At 72.8% G+C, this 15,091-nt stretch carries 16 protein-coding genes; 6 read left to right on the top strand and 10 right to left on the bottom strand.

From position 1 onward, the window contains the following. Positions 1–32: 32 nt before the first annotated feature. Entirely contained in the window at positions 33–836 is an 804-nt protein-coding gene (gene map, locus GGQ55_RS07475) for a type I methionyl aminopeptidase (RefSeq protein WP_179715819.1), read from the top strand. Here map and GGQ55_RS07470 read toward each other — a convergent pair. Further along, positions 796–1,191, bottom strand: coding sequence for a PPOX class F420-dependent oxidoreductase (locus GGQ55_RS07470; RefSeq protein ID WP_179715818.1), 396 nt, complete (start codon positions 1,189–1,191; stop codon positions 796–798). The two genes, map and GGQ55_RS07470, sit on opposite strands and share 41 nt — an antisense overlap. Before the next feature lie 86 nt (positions 1,192–1,277). On the opposite strand from GGQ55_RS07470, the gene GGQ55_RS07465 reads away from it, so the two are divergent. Next, entirely contained in the window at positions 1,278–1,502 is a 225-nt protein-coding gene (locus GGQ55_RS07465; protein ID WP_179715817.1) for a hypothetical protein, read from the top strand. A gap of 12 nt (positions 1,503–1,514) precedes the next feature. On the opposite strand, the gene GGQ55_RS07460 is transcribed toward GGQ55_RS07465, so the two are convergent. Beyond that, positions 1,515–2,723, bottom strand: a complete 1,209-nt coding sequence (locus GGQ55_RS07460; protein ID WP_179715816.1) for a saccharopine dehydrogenase family protein — start codon at positions 2,721–2,723, stop codon at positions 1,515–1,517. Between the two features lie 96 nt (positions 2,724–2,819). On the opposite strand from GGQ55_RS07460, the gene GGQ55_RS07455 reads away from it, so the two are divergent. Beyond that, a complete protein-coding gene (locus GGQ55_RS07455) occupies positions 2,820–4,478 on the top strand; it encodes an APC family permease (protein ID WP_179715815.1) in 1,659 nt (552 codons plus the stop codon). Positions 4,479–4,532: 54 nt separating this feature from the next. On the opposite strand, the gene GGQ55_RS07450 is transcribed toward GGQ55_RS07455, so the two are convergent. Beyond that, entirely contained in the window at positions 4,533–5,924 is a 1,392-nt protein-coding gene (locus tag GGQ55_RS07450) for an aspartate aminotransferase family protein (protein WP_179715814.1), read from the bottom strand. Between the two features lie 82 nt (positions 5,925–6,006). Beyond that, the gene (locus GGQ55_RS07445; protein ID WP_179715813.1) at positions 6,007–6,594 is read right to left on the bottom strand and encodes a TetR/AcrR family transcriptional regulator; all 588 of its coding nucleotides are present in this window, start codon (positions 6,592–6,594) and stop codon (positions 6,007–6,009) included. A gap of 99 nt (positions 6,595–6,693) precedes the next feature. On the opposite strand from GGQ55_RS07445, the gene GGQ55_RS07440 reads away from it, so the two are divergent. Next, complete coding sequence (locus tag GGQ55_RS07440) at positions 6,694–8,076, top strand: amidase (protein WP_179715812.1); 1,383 nt, start codon at positions 6,694–6,696, stop codon at positions 8,074–8,076. A 44-nt stretch (positions 8,077–8,120) separates the two neighbouring features. Here the strand turns inward: GGQ55_RS07440 and GGQ55_RS07435 are convergent, their stop codons facing one another. Continuing rightward, on the bottom strand, positions 8,121–8,612 hold the full coding sequence (locus GGQ55_RS07435) for a glutathione peroxidase (protein ID WP_179715811.1): 492 nt from the start codon (positions 8,610–8,612) through the stop codon (positions 8,121–8,123). 28 nt (positions 8,613–8,640) lie between these two features. Continuing rightward, positions 8,641–9,033 (bottom strand): DUF2237 family protein, encoded by a 393-nt coding sequence (locus GGQ55_RS07430; protein ID WP_366488938.1) that lies wholly within the window; start codon positions 9,031–9,033, stop codon positions 8,641–8,643. Positions 9,034–9,086: 53 nt separating this feature from the next. On the opposite strand from GGQ55_RS07430, the gene GGQ55_RS07425 reads away from it, so the two are divergent. Next, on the top strand, positions 9,087–11,060 hold the full coding sequence (locus GGQ55_RS07425) for an acetoacetate--CoA ligase (RefSeq protein WP_366488937.1): 1,974 nt from the start codon (positions 9,087–9,089) through the stop codon (positions 11,058–11,060). On the opposite strand, the gene GGQ55_RS07420 is transcribed toward GGQ55_RS07425, so the two are convergent. After that, complete coding sequence (locus GGQ55_RS07420; RefSeq protein ID WP_179715809.1) at positions 11,050–11,961, bottom strand: TetR/AcrR family transcriptional regulator C-terminal domain-containing protein; 912 nt, start codon at positions 11,959–11,961, stop codon at positions 11,050–11,052. The two genes, GGQ55_RS07425 and GGQ55_RS07420, sit on opposite strands and share 11 nt — an antisense overlap. A 110-nt stretch (positions 11,962–12,071) precedes the next feature. On the opposite strand from GGQ55_RS07420, the gene GGQ55_RS07415 reads away from it, so the two are divergent. Continuing rightward, positions 12,072–13,271 (top strand): FAD-dependent monooxygenase, encoded by a 1,200-nt coding sequence (locus GGQ55_RS07415; RefSeq protein ID WP_179715808.1) that lies wholly within the window; start codon positions 12,072–12,074, stop codon positions 13,269–13,271. Here the strand turns inward: GGQ55_RS07415 and GGQ55_RS07410 are convergent. Genes GGQ55_RS07410 through GGQ55_RS07400 form a run of 3 tightly spaced genes read right to left on the bottom strand, consistent with a single transcriptional unit; the run spans position 13,250 to position 15,029 of the window. Further along, positions 13,250–13,924 carry an NUDIX domain-containing protein gene (locus GGQ55_RS07410; RefSeq protein ID WP_179715807.1) on the bottom strand — a complete coding sequence of 225 codons (675 nt, stop codon included), beginning with the start codon at positions 13,922–13,924 and terminating at the stop codon, positions 13,250–13,252. The genes GGQ55_RS07415 and GGQ55_RS07410 overlap by 22 nt on opposite strands. Next, complete coding sequence (locus tag GGQ55_RS07405) at positions 13,921–14,280, bottom strand: DUF4406 domain-containing protein (protein ID WP_179715806.1); 360 nt, start codon at positions 14,278–14,280, stop codon at positions 13,921–13,923. The genes GGQ55_RS07410 and GGQ55_RS07405 overlap by 4 nt, the downstream gene beginning before the upstream one ends. Next, complete coding sequence (locus GGQ55_RS07400; protein ID WP_366488934.1) at positions 14,277–15,029, bottom strand: DeoR/GlpR family DNA-binding transcription regulator; 753 nt, start codon at positions 15,027–15,029, stop codon at positions 14,277–14,279. The genes GGQ55_RS07405 and GGQ55_RS07400 overlap by 4 nt, the downstream gene beginning before the upstream one ends. Positions 15,030–15,091: the final 62 nt, after the last annotated feature.

Raw genomic sequence — 15,091 nt, 5'->3', positions numbered from 1 at the left:
GAAATACCGGAGCCGACGCGAAGGAGGACGCCGTGCTCGAGCTGCGCACGCCCGGCGAGATCGACGCCATGCAGGCCGCCGGCGAGGTGGTGGCACGGATGCTCGCGGCCACCCGGGCCGCCGCGGTCCCCGGCGTCCGGCTGCGCGAGCTCGACGAGATCGCCCGCAGCGTCCTGGCCGACGCCGGCGCGGGAGCGCCGTTCCTGCACTACCAGCCGCACCCGGGCATGCCGCCCTACCCCGGCGTCATCTGCACCTCGGTCGACGACGTCGCACTGCACGGCATCCCGACCGGACGGCGGCTGGCCGAGGGCGACCTGCTCAGCATCGACGCCGGCGCCAGTGTCGACGGCTGGGTCGGTGATGCGGCGATCTCGCTGACCATCGGGGCCGGGCGCGACGAGGACGGCGCCCTGATCGCCACCGCCGAACGCGCGCTCGAAGCGGGCATCGCCGCCGCGGTCCCGGGCGGACGGCTCGGCGACGTCTCCGCCGCGATCGGCGCCGTCGGCAGGAGCGCCGGCTGCGGCATCAACACCACGCACGGCGGCCACGGTGTCGGCCGGCGCATGCACGAGGAGCCGTCCGTGCCCAACGAGGGCCGCGCCGGCCGCGGCCTGAGGCTCAGGGCCGGCCTGGTCATCGCCATCGAGCCGTGGTTCATGGCCGGCGGCGACGACCGGTGCTGGATCGACGACGACGGCTGGAGCATCCGCACCGGTGACGGCAGCCGCGCGGCGCACGTCGAGCACACCGTCGCGGTCACCGACGACGGCCCGCGGATCCTCACCCGGCTCAGCCGAACGGCGACGTCACCTTCTCCGGGGCGATCCTGACGAGCAGGCGCACCTGGTCGCGACCGCCGAACCACGGGTACGGCCGGCCCATGTAGCGGTGCGACAGCTCGTCGATGTGCTCGCGGGCGCCGTCCTCGGTCACGTCGACCACCCGGCCGCGCACCTCGAAGTACCGGCTCGGGTCGTCGGGGTCGGTGACGTTGACCGCTACCCGCGGGTCGCGCCGCATGTTGCGCACCTTCTGGTGCCTGTCGACGGTGTTGACCAGCACGTGGGTGCCGTCGGTGTCGACCCACGTCTGCGTCATCTGCGGCGACCCGTCGGGCATCAGGGTCGCGAGGAAGCAGGGGCTGGGGCGGCGGAGCAGGTCGATCAGACCGTCGGGCAGGGTCACGCGGGCAGTCCTTCCAGGGAGTGAACCCTGCCCCTACCCCGCCATTCCTGGATGTAGCGTGCCGCCGCCGACGAGAGGAGACGGGTATGGCCGGCTATGCCGACGAGCGCCGCTGGCGCGAGGAGAACCTCGACTGGCTGCACGAGCAGCACGAGCAGCTGACGCGGCAGACAGAGCTCATGGAGCGGCAGACTGCGACTCTTGAGCGGATCAGCCGGCACACCGCGTTGCTCTACGGCATCGGGATCACATGGATCGTGCTGACCTGCGTCGCATTGTTCTATTGGATGTTCTTCGTCTACGGCAGGTGATTGCGGAGGGGCTCACCCACCCTCGCGCATGCCCCACGGTGAGCCGTAGGCGCCGAGCAGGTCGAGGAACGGCACCGCGTCGAACGCCTCCGGCCCGAGCACGCCGCTCCCCTGCCAGACCCCGGTCGCCAGCAGCTCGAGCGCGACCACCGGGTTGATCGCCGTCTGCCAGACGACGGCCTGGGCGCCGTACTCGCTCATCGACCAGGCGTTGTCGACCACGTGGTACAGGTAGACCTCCCGCGGCCCCCCGTCCTTCCCGGTCCCCCGCACCCACAGCCCGGCGCAGGTCTTGCCGCTCATCAGCTCGCCCAGCCCGGCCGGATCCGGCAGGCAGGCGGCGACGACGTCCCGGGGTGACACCTCCACCCCACCGACGCGCACCGGCGTCGTCCGGTCCAGGCCCAGCTTGTGCAGCGTCTTCAGGACGCCGATGAACTCCTCCCCGAGGCCGTACTTGAACGTGACCCGGCGGGCCTGCACCCACCGCGGCATGAGGAGGACCTCCTCGTGCTCCACGTTCACGCACTCGACCGGGCCGATCCCCTCGGGGAAGTCGAAGACCTCCGGCTCGCTGAACGGCGCCGTGGTGAACCAGCCGCGGTCGGCCTCCCACACCACCGGCGGGTTGAGGCACTCCTCGATCGTCGTCCAGATGCTGAACGACGGGGCGAAGTCGTAGCCGCGGACGGACAGGTCCGCCCCGTCCCGCACGCCGAGCTCCTCGATGGAGGAGAACAGGTGGTCGGCGGCGTAGCGGGCGAAGACGTCGGAGAGCCCGGGCTCGACGCCGATGCCGACCAGCGCCAGCTGGCCGCGCTCCTCCCACTCGCCGGCGAGCTCGAACTGCTCGTCACCGAGCTTCACCCCGGTCAGCTCGTACGGCTGCTCGGGGTGGGGGCGCGACAGCGACATCGCCATGTCCAGGTACGTCGCGCCCGCGGCCAGGGCGGCCCGGAACAGCGGCATCACGAAGCGGGGGTCGGTCGCGTTGAGCAGGACGTCGCAGCGGTGCTCGGCGAGCAGCGCCCGGACGGCGGCCTCGTCCGCGGCGTCCACCCGCGCGGCGACGAACCGGGGGTCGCCCACGGCGGCCACGGCCTTCTCGGCCCGGACGACGTCGTAGTCGGCGACCACCATCGCCTCGAAGAACGGTCGACGGGCCGCGATGCCCGTGATCGCTCCCCCCACTCCCCCCGCACCGACCAGCAGGATCCGCATCCGGCAACCCTCTCAGCTCAACGACATCCGTGGTGCATCCCTACTTGTGACACGCGAACCCTTGTGCACGGAGGGTTCTGCTGCGATAACCGTCGCATGAGCGCTGAGCCGACGAGCGTGGACACCGCCGCACCGCCCCCGGGCGGGCAGCCTCGGGCGGACGGAAGGGCGGTCGACAAGGGCCTCAAGCGCGGGACCGTGGGCCTGCTGTCGTCGATCGTCATCGGGACGGCGTCGACCGCACCGGCCTACAGCCTCGCCGCGACGCTGGGCTTCGTCGTCATCGCCGTCGGCGTCAAGGCGCCCTCGATGATGCTGCTGGCCTTCATCCCGATGTACTTCATCGCGGTCGCCTACGCCGAGCTCAACAAGCGCGAGCCGGACTGCGGGACGACGTTCACCTGGGCCGCCCGCGCGTTCGGCCCGCGGACCGGCTGGATGGGCGGCTGGGGGATCATCGCCGCGGACATCATCGTGATGGCCAACCTGGCCCAGATCGCCGGCTCCTACGGGTTCCTGCTGTTCGGCCTGGACAGCCTGGCCGCGAGCACCTTCTGGACGACGTTCGCCGGCGTCGTCTGGATCGCCGTCATGACCTGGGTCTGCTACATCGGCCTCGAGGTCTCCAAGCGCGTGCAGTACGTGCTGCTCAGCGTCGAGCTGGTCACGCTGGTCGCCTTCGCCGTCTTCGCGCTCGTGCACGTGTACAACGGCACCGCGCCGGAGGGGTCGCTGCACCCGTCGTGGTCCTGGTTCTGGCCGTCCGGGCTGGACTGGTCGTCGGTCACCGAGGCCGTGCTGCTGGCGATCTTCATCTACTGGGGCTGGGACACGGCGGTCACCATCAACGAGGAGAGCGACAACCCCGAGAAGACGCCGGGCCGCGCCGGGATCATCTCCACGCTCCTGCTGCTGGGCACCTACGCCATCGTCTCCGTAGCGACCGTCGCCTACGCCGGCGTCGGGACCTCGGGCATCGGCCTGGGCAACGAGGACAACGCCGACGACGTCTTCAACGCGATGGGCTCGTCGGTGTTCGGCAGCAGCGCGATGGGTCACGTCTTCGAGTCGCTGCTGATCATCTCGGTGCTCACGTCGTCGGCCGCCTCGACCCAGACGACGATCCTGCCGACCGCCCGGACGTCGCTGTCGATGGGCGCCTACCGGGCCATCCCGAAGATGTTCGCCCGGATCCACCCGAAGTACCTCAGCCCGTCGGTGTCCACGGTGTGGATGGGCGCCCTGTCGATCATCTTCTACGTCGGCCTGACGCTGGTCAGCCAGAACGTCCTGCAGGACTCGATCCTCGCCGTCGGGATCATGATCGCCTTCTACTACGGGCTGACCGGTTTCGCGTGCGCCTGGGAGTTCCGGCACGACCTGAAGACGCCGCGCGACGTGCTCATGCGCCTCGTGATCCCGCTGCTCGGTGGCCTCCTGCTGCTCGGCGTCTTCATCGAGGCCTGCATCCAGTACGCCGACCCCGACTACGGCTACACGGTGCTCTTCGGCGTCGGCGGCGTGTTCGTCATCGGCATCGGCACCCTCGTGCTGGGCGCGATCCTGATGCTGGTCTACGGGCGGATCGCCCCGGCGTTCTTCAAGGGCGAGACGCTGCGGGAGGGCACGCCGGACCTGCTGCTCGAGGTCCCGGAGGAGGGGCCGACGCTGCGGCTGCCCGACTCCCACGAGGAGACGGTGATCGCCCCCGACCGCAGCAACCTCCCGCCCGGCCGCGAGCCCTACGAACCCTGACCGACGTGGTTTCGCGCGCTTAACCGCACGCGGTTAAGCGCGCGAAACCGCATGTCAGAGGCGGGACCAGGCTTCCGTCAGGACGCTGCGGAGGATCTGCTCCATCTCGTCGAACTCGGCCTGGCCGCAGATCAGCGGCGGGGCGAGCTGGACGACGGGGTCGCCGCGGTCGTCGGCGCGGCAGTACAGGCCGGCGTCGAACAGCGCCGTGGAGAGGAATCCGCGCAGCAGCCGCTCGGACTCGGCGTCGTCGAAGGTCTCCTTCGTCGCCTTGTCCTTGACCAGCTCGATCCCGTAGAAGAACCCGTCGCCGCGGACGTCGCCGACGATCGGCAGGTCCAGCAGCTTCTCCAGCGTCGCCCGGAACGCGCCCTCGGTCTCCAGCACGTGCCCGTTGAGGCCCTCGGCCTCCATCAGGTCGAGGTTGGCCAGCGCCACGGCGGAGCTGACCGGGTGACCGCCGAACGTGTAGCCGTGCGGGAAGCTCGCCGTCCCCTGCAGGAAGGGCTCCATCACGCGGTCGGAGGCGATCATCGCGCCGATCGGGGAGTAGCCGGAGGTCATCCCCTTCGCGCAGGTGATCATGTCCGGCACGTAGCCGAACTTCTCGCAGGCGAACGTCGTCCCCAGCCGGCCGAAGGCGCAGATGACCTCGTCGCTGACCAGCAGGACGTCGTAGCGGTCGCAGATCTCGCGGACCCGCTCGAAGTACCCGGGCGGCGGCGGGAAGCAGCCGCCGGCGTTCTGCACGGGTTCGAGGAAGACGGCGGCGACGGTGTCGGGGCCCTCGAAGAGGATCTGCTGCTCGATCTGGTCGGCGGCCCAGCGGCCGAACGCCTTCGGGTCGTCGCCGAAGACCGGCGCCCGGTAGATGTTCGTGTTCGGCACCCGGAACGCGCCCGGGACCAGGGGCTCGAAGACGTCCTTGAGGGCCGGCAGGCCGGTGATCGACAGCGCGCCCTGCGTCGTCCCGTGGTAGGCGACGGCCCGGCTGATGACCTTGGTCTTCATCGGCTTGCCGACGAGCTTGAAGTACTGCTTGGCGGCCTTCCACGCGGTCTCGACCGCCTCGCCGCCGCCGGTGGTGAAGAAGACCCGGTTGAGGTCGCCGGGCGCCGCGGCCGCGAGCCGGTGGGACAGCTCGATCGCCGCGGGGTGCGCGTAGGACCAGATCGGGAAGAAGGCGAGCTGCTCGGCCTGCGTGGCCGCCGCCTCGGCGAGCACCTTGCGCCCGTGCCCGGCCTGGACGACGAACAGCCCGGCGAGCCCGTCGAGGTAGCTCTTGCCGCGGTCGTCGTAGATCCGGGCTCCTTCGCCGCGCACGATCACCGGCGGGGGAGCGTCGGCGTAGGCGCTCATCCGCGAGAAGTGCAGCCACAAGTTGTCCGTGGCGTCCCGGCCGAAGGGGGAACCGCCGCTAGTGACGTCCTGCTCGGTGGTGGTCATGTACGGATCCAGTCGTCAGACGCGCTTTTCGGTACGTAGATCGTAGCCGGACGGCGCGCTGAGCAACGACCCCGTCGCGCGCTCACAGATAGGCGGGATCCGGCAGGCGCAGCATCTGCTCGACCAGAGCCTCGCCGCCCTCGGGCCGGGCGCACAGGCCGACGACCAGCAGCCGCAGCTGGGCCGGCCGCCGGGAGGTGTCGCGCACGCAGCCGGCCAGCTCCATGGCGTCGCGCGGATCGGCTCGCCGGTGCACGGTGCCCTCGGCCTGACCGCGTGCCCACAGCGCGGCCAGCGCCGCGTCGTAGCCCGCCTTGGCCGGCACGAGGACCGCCGTGGGCGACCGGCCGACCTGCCACCCCGCCCCGGCGATGAGCCGGTCGTCGGCCGAGACCATCCGGGTGAAGGTGTCGAGGAGCAGCACGATCCGGGCCAGCGTTCCGCCCGGCGGCACCGGGCGCTCCGCGAGCGACCGCATGGTCGACCAGCGGTGCACGGCGACACCGTCGATCAGCGCCGCCTTGTCGGCGAAGTGCCGGTAGAGCGTGGTCACGCCCACGCCGGCGCGCTCGGCGATCGACCGGACGCCGACGCCGGCGCCCTCCTCCCCCACCGCGTCCCGCGCAGCCCGCAGCAACCGCTGGACGTTCTCCTCTGCGTCGCTGCGCACCACGGCGGCTCCCTCGTACGGCGCCGAAGCGGGAACGATAGTCCGTCGCCGTTCCCGGTTGGGCGTCCTGCCGAGCGGCCGGTCCCAGACTGGGACACCGTGGGCGAACCCTGGACGGCGAGCATCGCCGAGCTGCAGGCGGCGATCGCCGGCGGCGCGACCAGCCGGGCGGAGATCGTGGCCGCGCACCTGGACCGCATCCAGCGGGTCAACCCGCTGACAAACTCGTTCGCCGAGGTGCGGGCCGAGGAGGCGCTGGCGGAGGCGGGCAAGGCCGACGCGCAGCACGGGCGCGCGCTCGCCGGTCCGCTCGACGGCGTGCCGATGTCGATCAAGGACAGCTTCGCCGTCCGGGGACTGCGCCGGACCGACGGCCTGCCGGTGCACGCCGGCCGGATCGCCGACGGCGACGACGTCGTCGTCACGCGGCTCCGGGACGCCGGCGCCCTGGTGATCGGGCACGGCAACGTGCCGGACCTCTGCATCCGCTGGAACACGATCAGCGGCCTGTACGGTGCCTCCCGCAACCCGCGCGACCTCACGCGGTCGACCGGCGGCAGCTCCGGCGGCGACGCGGCGAACGTGGCGGCCGGGCTGGCGACCGTGGCCCTCGGTCAGGACCTCGGGGGATCGATCCGGGTGCCGGCGAGCTTCTGCGGCGTCTACGGGCTGCGGACCAGCGCCGGCGTCGTGCCGAACGTGCCGGTCATCCCGGCGTTCCCGTCGAGCACGACGGTCGACGCGATGGGCACGTTCGGCCCCTTCGGCCGGTCGGTGGCCGACCTCGCCGCCGTCCTTCAGGTGATCGCCGGCGCGCACCCGTACGACCCGGTGTCGGTGCCGGCCCCGCTGGTGCGCAGCGAGCACCCGCTCCCGGTGGCGGTGCTGCGCACCGAGACCGGGGCGGTGCTGGAGCCGGAGATCGAGCGGCGGCTGGACGCCACGGTGGTCGCCCTGCAGGAGGCGGGCCACGACGTCGTCGAGGCCGTCTTCCCCGATCTGCGGCGGGCGCCGGAGGTGTGGGCGGAGATCATCGGCACCGACCTGCTCAACGTGACGCTGCCGGAGGTCGGCTCCCAGGTGCTCGCGAGCGGGCGGGTGCACATCGACGAGATGTTCGGGCTGTTCGACCTCGGTCCGGACGTCCGCCGCTACGGCGCGGCCTGGCTCGAGCGGCGCGCGCTGCAGGACCGGCTGGTGCGGTTCCTCGAGGAGTACCCGCTGGTCGTGGCGCCGGTCGTGGGCATGCCGACGCCGCCGCTGGACTTCGACGACCACATCGGCGTCGAGGCGTCGGCCGCGCTGTTCCAGCGGATGCGCTGCGTGATGTGGGTGAACCTGTTCGGCCTGCCCGGGCTGGCGCTGCCGAACGGGATCCAGCTGGTCACCCGCCGGTTCCACGAGCCGGACCTGCTGGCGACCGCCGCGGCGATCGAGCCGCTGCTGCCGCCGGTCGAGGTCGCCGAGCCGTACGGGGGCTGATGCGGAGTGCCACGGACGCGGGTTCCGCGCCGTGGCACTCCGCATCAGGGGAGGAGGGCCTCGATCGCCGTCCGGACCTCGGGGGCGTCGGGCTGGGTGCGCGGGCGGAACCGCGCGACCACCGAGCCGTCGCCGTCGACCAGGAACTTCTCGAAGTTCCACTGCACGTCGCCGGCCTCCCCGCCGGCGTCCGGGGTCTCGGTGAGCCGCTGGTAGACCGGGTGCGCCGCTGCGCCGTTGACCTCGGTCTTCTCGGTGAGCGGGAAGGTGACGCCGTAGGTGGTCGAGCAGAACGCCTCGATCTCCTCGGCGGTGCCCGGCTCCTGGCCCATGAACTGGTTGCACGGGAAACCGACGACGGTGAACCCGCGCGGCCCGTACTCCTCCTGCAGCGCCTCCAGCTGCGAGTACTGCGGGGTGAGCCCGCAGCGGCTGGCCACGTTGACCACCAGCGCCGGCCTGCCGCCGGTGAGTGCGCCGAAGGTGGTCTGCTCGCCCTGCAGCGTCGTCACGGGCGCGTCGAGGAGATCGCTCATGCCCGCGCCAGCGCGCGGGCACGCAGGTTCATTCCAGGCCGCTGACGTCGTCCGGGACGTCGACGGCGTGCTGGCGCAGCGCCTCCAGCGGCACCACCTCCAGGGCGCGGACGTTGGTCGCCGCCAGGACGACGCCCGCCGCGACCCCTGCCTGGTAGGCCTGCAGCCACCGCACGGCGACGACGCACCAGCGGTCGCCCGGCCGCAGCCCCGGGAAGGCGAACTCCGGCCGCGGGGTGGTCAGGTCGTTGCCGAGCTCCCGCTGCATCTCCAGGAACTCCGCCGAGACGACGGTGCAGACCGTGTGGCTGCCGACGTCCTCCGGCCCGCTGGCGCACAGCCCGTCGCGGTAGAAACCGGTGAGCGGGTCGGTGCCGCAGGGCTCCAGCTCGCCGCCCAGCACGTTGCGCTGCTCGGACACGGACGGCTCTCCTCGCGTGACGCGGTGGGTGCACATGATGGCATCGTGCGGACGTGAACGATGCGCCCGAGGTGCTCTGGACACCGACGCCCGAGTCGGCCCGCGCGACCCGTGTCGCCGCGTTCGCCCGGTGGGTGCGCGAGCGGCGTGGCCTAGATTTCGGCGACCCGCCCGACTACGACGCGCTCTGGCGCTGGTCGACCGAGCACCTCGAGCAGTTCTGGGCCGACGTCGCCGCGTGGACCGGTGTGCTGCCGGGCGTTCCCGACGACCGCGTGCTCGGGCAGCGCCGGATGCCCGGCGCCGAGTGGTTCCCCGGGACGACGCTGAACTACGCCGAGCGCGCCCTGGGCTGGGACGACGAGCACCCCGCGCTGGTCGTCGTCGCCGAGGACACCGAGCCGGTCGAGGTTTCGTGGTCGCAGCTGCGCGGGCAGGTCGGCGCGTTCGCCGCGACGCTGCGCCGGCTGGGCGTCCGGCCCGGCGACCGGGTGGCCGGCTACCTGCCGAACGTGCCCGAGGCGGTCGTGGCGTTCCTCGGCGCGGCGTCGATCGGCGCGGTGTGGGCCTCCTGCGCGCCGGACTTCGGCACCCGCGCCGTCCTCGACCGGTTCGCCCAGATCGAACCCGTCGTCCTGGTCGCCGTCGACGGCTACCGCTTCAACGGCAAGGCCCACGACCGGCGCGACGTGGTTGCGCAGCTGCGCGAGAACCTGCCCACCGTCCGGACGACGATCGCCGTCCCCAGGCTGCACCCCGACGAGGTCCCCGACGGCGCGCTCCCCTGGGCCGACGCGATCGCCGAACCGACCGAGCCGGTGTTCGAGCAGCTGCCCTTCGACCACCCGCTGTGGATCGTCTACTCGTCGGGCACGACCGGGCTGCCCAAGGGGATCGTGCACGGGCACGGCGGCGTGGTGCTCGAGCAGGTCAAGCAGGCGGCCCTGCACATGGACGTCGGCCGCGGCGACCGGCTGTTCTGGTACAGCTCGACCGCCTGGATCATGTGGAACATCTCGACCTCGGCGCTGCTGTCCGGCGCGACCGTGGTGGTCTACGACGGCGCCCCGGCGTACCCGTCGGCCGGTGCGCAGTTCGCCCTCGCCGAGCGCACCGGGATCACCTACCTGGGCACCAGCCCCGGGTACCTGATGGCCGCCGAGAAGGCGGGCGTGCGGCCGGGGGAGACGCACGACCTGTCGACCGTGCGCTCGATCGGGGTCACCGGGTCGCCGTTGCCGGCGGCGTCCTTCCGCTGGGTGTACGACGCGGTGAAGCCGGATGTCTTCCTCGGCTCGCTGTCGGGCGGCACCGACGTCGCCACCGGCTTCATCGGCGCCACCTCGCTGCTGCCGGTGACCGCCGGCGAGCTGCAGCGGCCGATGCTGGGCGTCGCGGCGGCGGCGTGGGACGAGGACGGGCGGCCCGTCGTCGGCGAGCTGGGCGAGCTGGTGATCACCGGGCCGATGCCGTCGATGCCCCTGTCGTTCTGGCGCGACCCGGGGGACCAGCGGTACCTGGAGTCGTACTTCGACCCGTGGCCCGGCGTCTGGCGGCACGGCGACTGGCTGGAGATCACCGACCGCGGCACCTGCCTGATCACCGGCCGCTCGGACTCCACGCTCAACCGCGGCGGCGTGCGCATGGGGACGGCGGACATCTACGCCGCCGTCGAGACGATCCCTGCGGTGGTCGACTGCGTCGTCCTCGGGGTGGAGCAGCCCGACGGCGGCTACTGGATGCCGCTGTTCGTGCAGCTCGCCCCGGGGGAGGAGCTCACCGACGCGCTGGTCGCGGAGATCACGCAGGCGATCCGGACGACGGCGAGCCCGCGGCACGTGCCCGACGAGGTGATCGCCGTCCCCGGAGTGCCGCACACCCGCACCGGCAAGCGGCTGGAGGTGCCGCTCAAGCGGCTGTTCCAGGGCGTGGACCCGGCCAAGGCGGTCAACCGGGGCGCCGTGGACGACGCCTCCCTGGTCGACCACTTCCTCGACCTGGCCCGCCGCCGCGGGGTCAGCCGGTAGCCGCGATCCCGGCGAGGAGGCGCTGCAGGCCGAACTCGAACAGGGCGTCGAGGTCCATGTCGAAGTCCATGCCGCTGAGCACGTGCGTGAAGTTCGGGTGCCGACCGTCGGCGACGAGGGCCGCTAGCGCCTGCTCCTGACCGCTCATCCACTCGTCGTCCGTGAGCCCGCTGGCCGCCTCGGCCTCGGACTCCAGCTCGAGGTTCATCGCCAGCCCGCGGACGAACGTGAACACGGTCAGGTGCGTGGTGAACGTGGTCAGCGGGTCCCAGCCGGCCCGGGTCAGGACGCCGAGCACCCACTCGCTGTACTCCAGCGCGCCCGGGAGCAGCTGCGGGCGGGTCAACGACAGCGCGGCGGGCAGCCACGGGTGCCGGCGGAAGCCGGTCCACAACGCGCGGGCGGCGATCTCCAGACCCTCCCGCCAGTCGGCCGGGGGCTCGGGCAGCGCCACCTCGGAGATCGCGGCGTCCATCATCTGCAGGAGCAGCTCGTCCTTGTCCCGCACGTGCCGGTACAGCGACATCGGGGCCGCGTCCAGCTCGGCGGCGACCCGGCGCATCGAGAGCGCGGCGAGGCCCTCGGCGTCCGCGACGACGGTCCCGGCAGCGACGATCGCGGCGACGCCGAGCGCCCCCTCCGGGGAGCTGCTGCGCCGCCGCGCCGGACGCTCCACCGGCGCACCGGCCACGACGCTGCCCACACCCGGGACGGTCCGGATCAGCCCCTCGTGCTGCAGCGTCGTCAGCACCTTGGTCGCGGTGGCCATCGCCACCCCGTACCGCTGCACGATCGCCCGCGTCGAGGGCACGCGAGCGCCGGGAGCCAGCTCGCCCGCGGTGATCCGCCGGCGCAGCTCCGCGGCGACCCGGGCGGACGCCGGTGCGCCGTCCTGGCTCATCGATCCTCCTCTGCACTAGTGCACCGCCGGTCGGAGTGCCCTAGTGCACTAGCGCGGAATCTGCCAGCACTCTCTTGGTAGTGCGATGCGTACACCATACGCTGACCGGCATGACGACTCGCAGCGTACTGATCTCCGGCGCCGGTATCGCCGGCCCCGCACTCGCCTCCTGGCTGACCCGCCGCGGCATCGCGGTGACCGTGGTGGAGCGCGCCCCGGCGCCCCGCCCCGGCGGACAGGCGGTCGACCTCCGCGGCGCGGCCCGCACCGTCGCCGAGCGCATGGGACTGCTCAGCGAGATCCGCGCGGTCTCCCTCCAGCAGAAGGGCATCGCCTGGGTGCGGGCCGACGGCTCGATCGCGGCCCGGATGCCGGTCGACGCGTTCGGCGGCGAGGGCATCGTCTCGGAGATCGAGGTGCTCCGCGGCGACCTCGCCGACGTGCTGCACCGCGCCACGGCCGCGACCACCGAGTACCTCTTCGGCGACAGCATCACCGGCCTGGACGAGGACGGCGACGGGGTCACGGTCACCTTCGAGCACGCGCCGCCGCGGCGGTTCGACCTGGTCGTCGGCGCCGACGGCAGCCACTCCGTCGTCCGTGCGCTGGCCTTCGGGCCGGAGGCCGGCTGCACCCGGCCGCTGGGCCTCTACGGCTGCTGGTTCACCGCGCCCGCGGATCTCGACGTCGACGGCTGGTTCCTCATGCACAACCTGCCCGGCGGCCGCGTCGCCGCCGTCCGCCCCGGCCGGCTGCCCGGCGAGCTCAAGGCCGGGCTGACGTTCCGGTCCGAGCCGCTCGACCACGACAGGTACGACGTCGCCGCGCAGAAAGAGCTGGTCGCCGAGCGGTTCGCCGGTGGGGGCTGGGCGGTGCCGCAGCTGGTCGCCGCGATGCGCGAGGCGGCCGACTTCGGGTTCGACTCCCACGCGCAGGTGCAGCTGGAGGCGTGGTCGCGCGGCCGCGTCGTCCTGGTCGGCGACGCCGCGTGGAGCCCGACCCCGCTGACCGGGCTCGGCACGAGCCTGGCCCTGGTCGGCGCCTACGTGCTGGCCGGCGAGCTGGCCGCCGGCGACCTGCCCACCGCGCTGCGCCGCTACGAGGAGGTGCTGCGGTCCTACGTCACCACCGCGCAGAAGCTGCCGCCGGGCGGGGTCAACGCCTTCGCGCCCACCCGCGCGCTCGACATCCGGCTGCGGCAGGCGAGCATGCGGCTGATGCTGCGCCGGCCGTTCAAGCAGCTCATCGCCGCGCAGTTCGACAAGGCCGGCGACATCGAGCTGCCCGACTACGCGCTGCAGCCGGTCTGAGCGAACGGTCCGGACAGCGCCGCCCACTGCAGCAGGAGCATGGTCTTGGCATCGGCGATCTCGCCCGTGCCGACCATGGCCAGGGCCTTCGCGAAGGGCAGCTCGACGACCTCGATGTCCTCGCCCTCCTCCGCGAGCCCGCCGCCGTCGCCGGTGCGGTCGGCCGGCGTGCAGGGCGCGGCGTAGCAGTACAGCCGCTCGGTCACCGACCCCGGGCTGGTCCACGGCGCGAAGACCAGCTCGACCGGCCCGACCTGCACGCCGAGCTCCTCGGCGGCCTCCCGGCGGATCGCCGTCTCCGGGTCGTCGTCGTCCAGCAGGCCGGCGGCGGTCTCCACGAGCATGCCGTCCGGGTGGCCGTTGACGTACACCGGGAAGCGGAACTGGCGGGTGAGCAGCACGGTCGCGCGGCCGCGGTCGTACAGCAGGATCGTCGCCCCGTTGCCGCGGTCGTAGGTCTCCCGCTGCTCGGTGCTCCAGCGGCCGTCGCGGTGGCGCTGCTCGAAGGTCGTCCGGCGCAGCACGTGCCAGCCGGCGGCCAGCAGCTCGACGTCGGTGACGACGACGTCCGGGTTGCCGGTCAGGTCGCGGCCGACCCGGTCCAGCCCGGTCCGGCCGCGAGCATCGGGGACGTCGACGCCCGGGGTGCTCATGCCGCCGGGACCTCGGCGACGTCGGTGTAGACCGGGATCCCCCGGGCCCGTGCCAGCTCGACCATCTCGTCGGAGCCGGCCGAGGCGCCGGGTAGCCGCAGCACCGCGTCGACCCGGGCGACCAGCCGCCGGCCCACCGGGTGGAAGACCTCGTCGAACGCGGTGTCGCCGACCCGCGTCGAGCCCGCGAGGTCGGCCAGCGGGAGGGCGACGTCCTCACCGTTGACCGCCAGGTGCCCGGCACGGAAGAGCTCCAGGCAGGCCTGCTGGATGCGCCGGTGGTTGGCGGCGATCCTGTCCGGGTCGTCGCCGGTGCCGCTGCGATACGGCCCGGCGACCAGGATCAGCTGGCTCATGCGGTGGTGACCTCCACGTCGGCGTTCTCCAGGGCGGCGAGGGTGTCCTGGGCCGCCGGGGTCAGTTGGGGGTCGCGGGCGCTGGCGTCGGTGACCAGCCGCTCCACCGCGCCGAGCCCGGCCACCCGGGCGAAGGCCCGGACGCCGAGCTTCGAGGCGTCGGCGACGACGAACGAGCGCGCCGCCTGCCGCAGCCCGGCCTGCTTCACGGCGGCGTCCTCGAGCGTGAACTCCGACCAGCCGGCCGCGGTGATCCCGCCGATCGACATCACGAAGACGTCGAAGGACAGCGTCGCCAGCACGGCCGCGGTCACCGGCCCGGCCAGGCTGCGCTCGCCGGGGCGCACCTCGCCGCCGAGCACGAGCAGCCGGATGCCGGGCTGGTCGGCCAGCGCCTCGGCCACCGGCAGGCTCAGCGTGGCGATCGTCAGCGGCGCCCGGTCGAGCAGGGCCCGGGCGACGTGCACGGTCGTCGTCCCGGCGTCGAGCAGGACGGTCGAGCCCGGCTCGACCAGGGCGGCGGCCGCGCGGCCGATCCGGTCCTTGAGCCCGGCCTGCCAGCCGGCCCGCGCGGCGAACCCGTTCTCCGGGACGTCGACGGCGGTGGCGCCGCCGCGGATCCGGGTGACCAGCCCGCGGCGCTGCAGTTCGTCGAGATCGCGCCGCACGGTCATCTCGCTGACGCCCAGCCGGGAGGCCAGGTCGTCGAGCTTCGCCGTCCCCGCGTTGCGGACGAGCCGGAGCGTCACGTCCAGACGCTGCGCCACGGCCACGGGCCTATTTTCACAGACTGTTGATAGATCTGTGAAGA

The sequence above is a fragment of the Petropleomorpha daqingensis genome, assembly GCF_013408985.1.
GTDB classification, from domain to species: Bacteria; Actinomycetota; Actinomycetes; order Mycobacteriales; family Geodermatophilaceae; genus Petropleomorpha; species Petropleomorpha daqingensis.
This window is presented reverse-complemented; position numbering and strand designations above follow the sequence as displayed.

Bases quoted from the DNA above. Each gene is read 5' to 3' on its own strand.
- GGQ55_RS07465 (WP_179715817.1), top strand. From the start codon at position 1,278: ATGGCCGGCTATGCCGACGAGCGCCGCTGGCGCGAGGAGAACCTCGAC.
- GGQ55_RS07460 (WP_179715816.1), bottom strand. From the start codon at position 2,723: ATGCGGATCCTGCTGGTCGGTGCGGGGGGAGTGGGGGGAGCGATCACG.
- GGQ55_RS07455 (WP_179715815.1), top strand. From the start codon at position 2,820: ATGAGCGCTGAGCCGACGAGCGTGGACACCGCCGCACCGCCCCCGGGC.
- GGQ55_RS07450 (WP_179715814.1), bottom strand. From the start codon at position 5,924: ATGACCACCACCGAGCAGGACGTCACTAGCGGCGGTTCCCCCTTCGGC.
- GGQ55_RS07435 (WP_179715811.1), bottom strand. From the start codon at position 8,612: ATGAGCGATCTCCTCGACGCGCCCGTGACGACGCTGCAGGGCGAGCAG.
- GGQ55_RS07420 (WP_179715809.1), bottom strand. From the start codon at position 11,961: ATGAGCCAGGACGGCGCACCGGCGTCCGCCCGGGTCGCCGCGGAGCTG.
- GGQ55_RS07415 (WP_179715808.1), top strand. From the start codon at position 12,072: ATGACGACTCGCAGCGTACTGATCTCCGGCGCCGGTATCGCCGGCCCC.
- GGQ55_RS07410 (WP_179715807.1), bottom strand. From the start codon at position 13,924: ATGAGCACCCCGGGCGTCGACGTCCCCGATGCTCGCGGCCGGACCGGG.
- GGQ55_RS07405 (WP_179715806.1), bottom strand. From the start codon at position 14,280: ATGAGCCAGCTGATCCTGGTCGCCGGGCCGTATCGCAGCGGCACCGGC.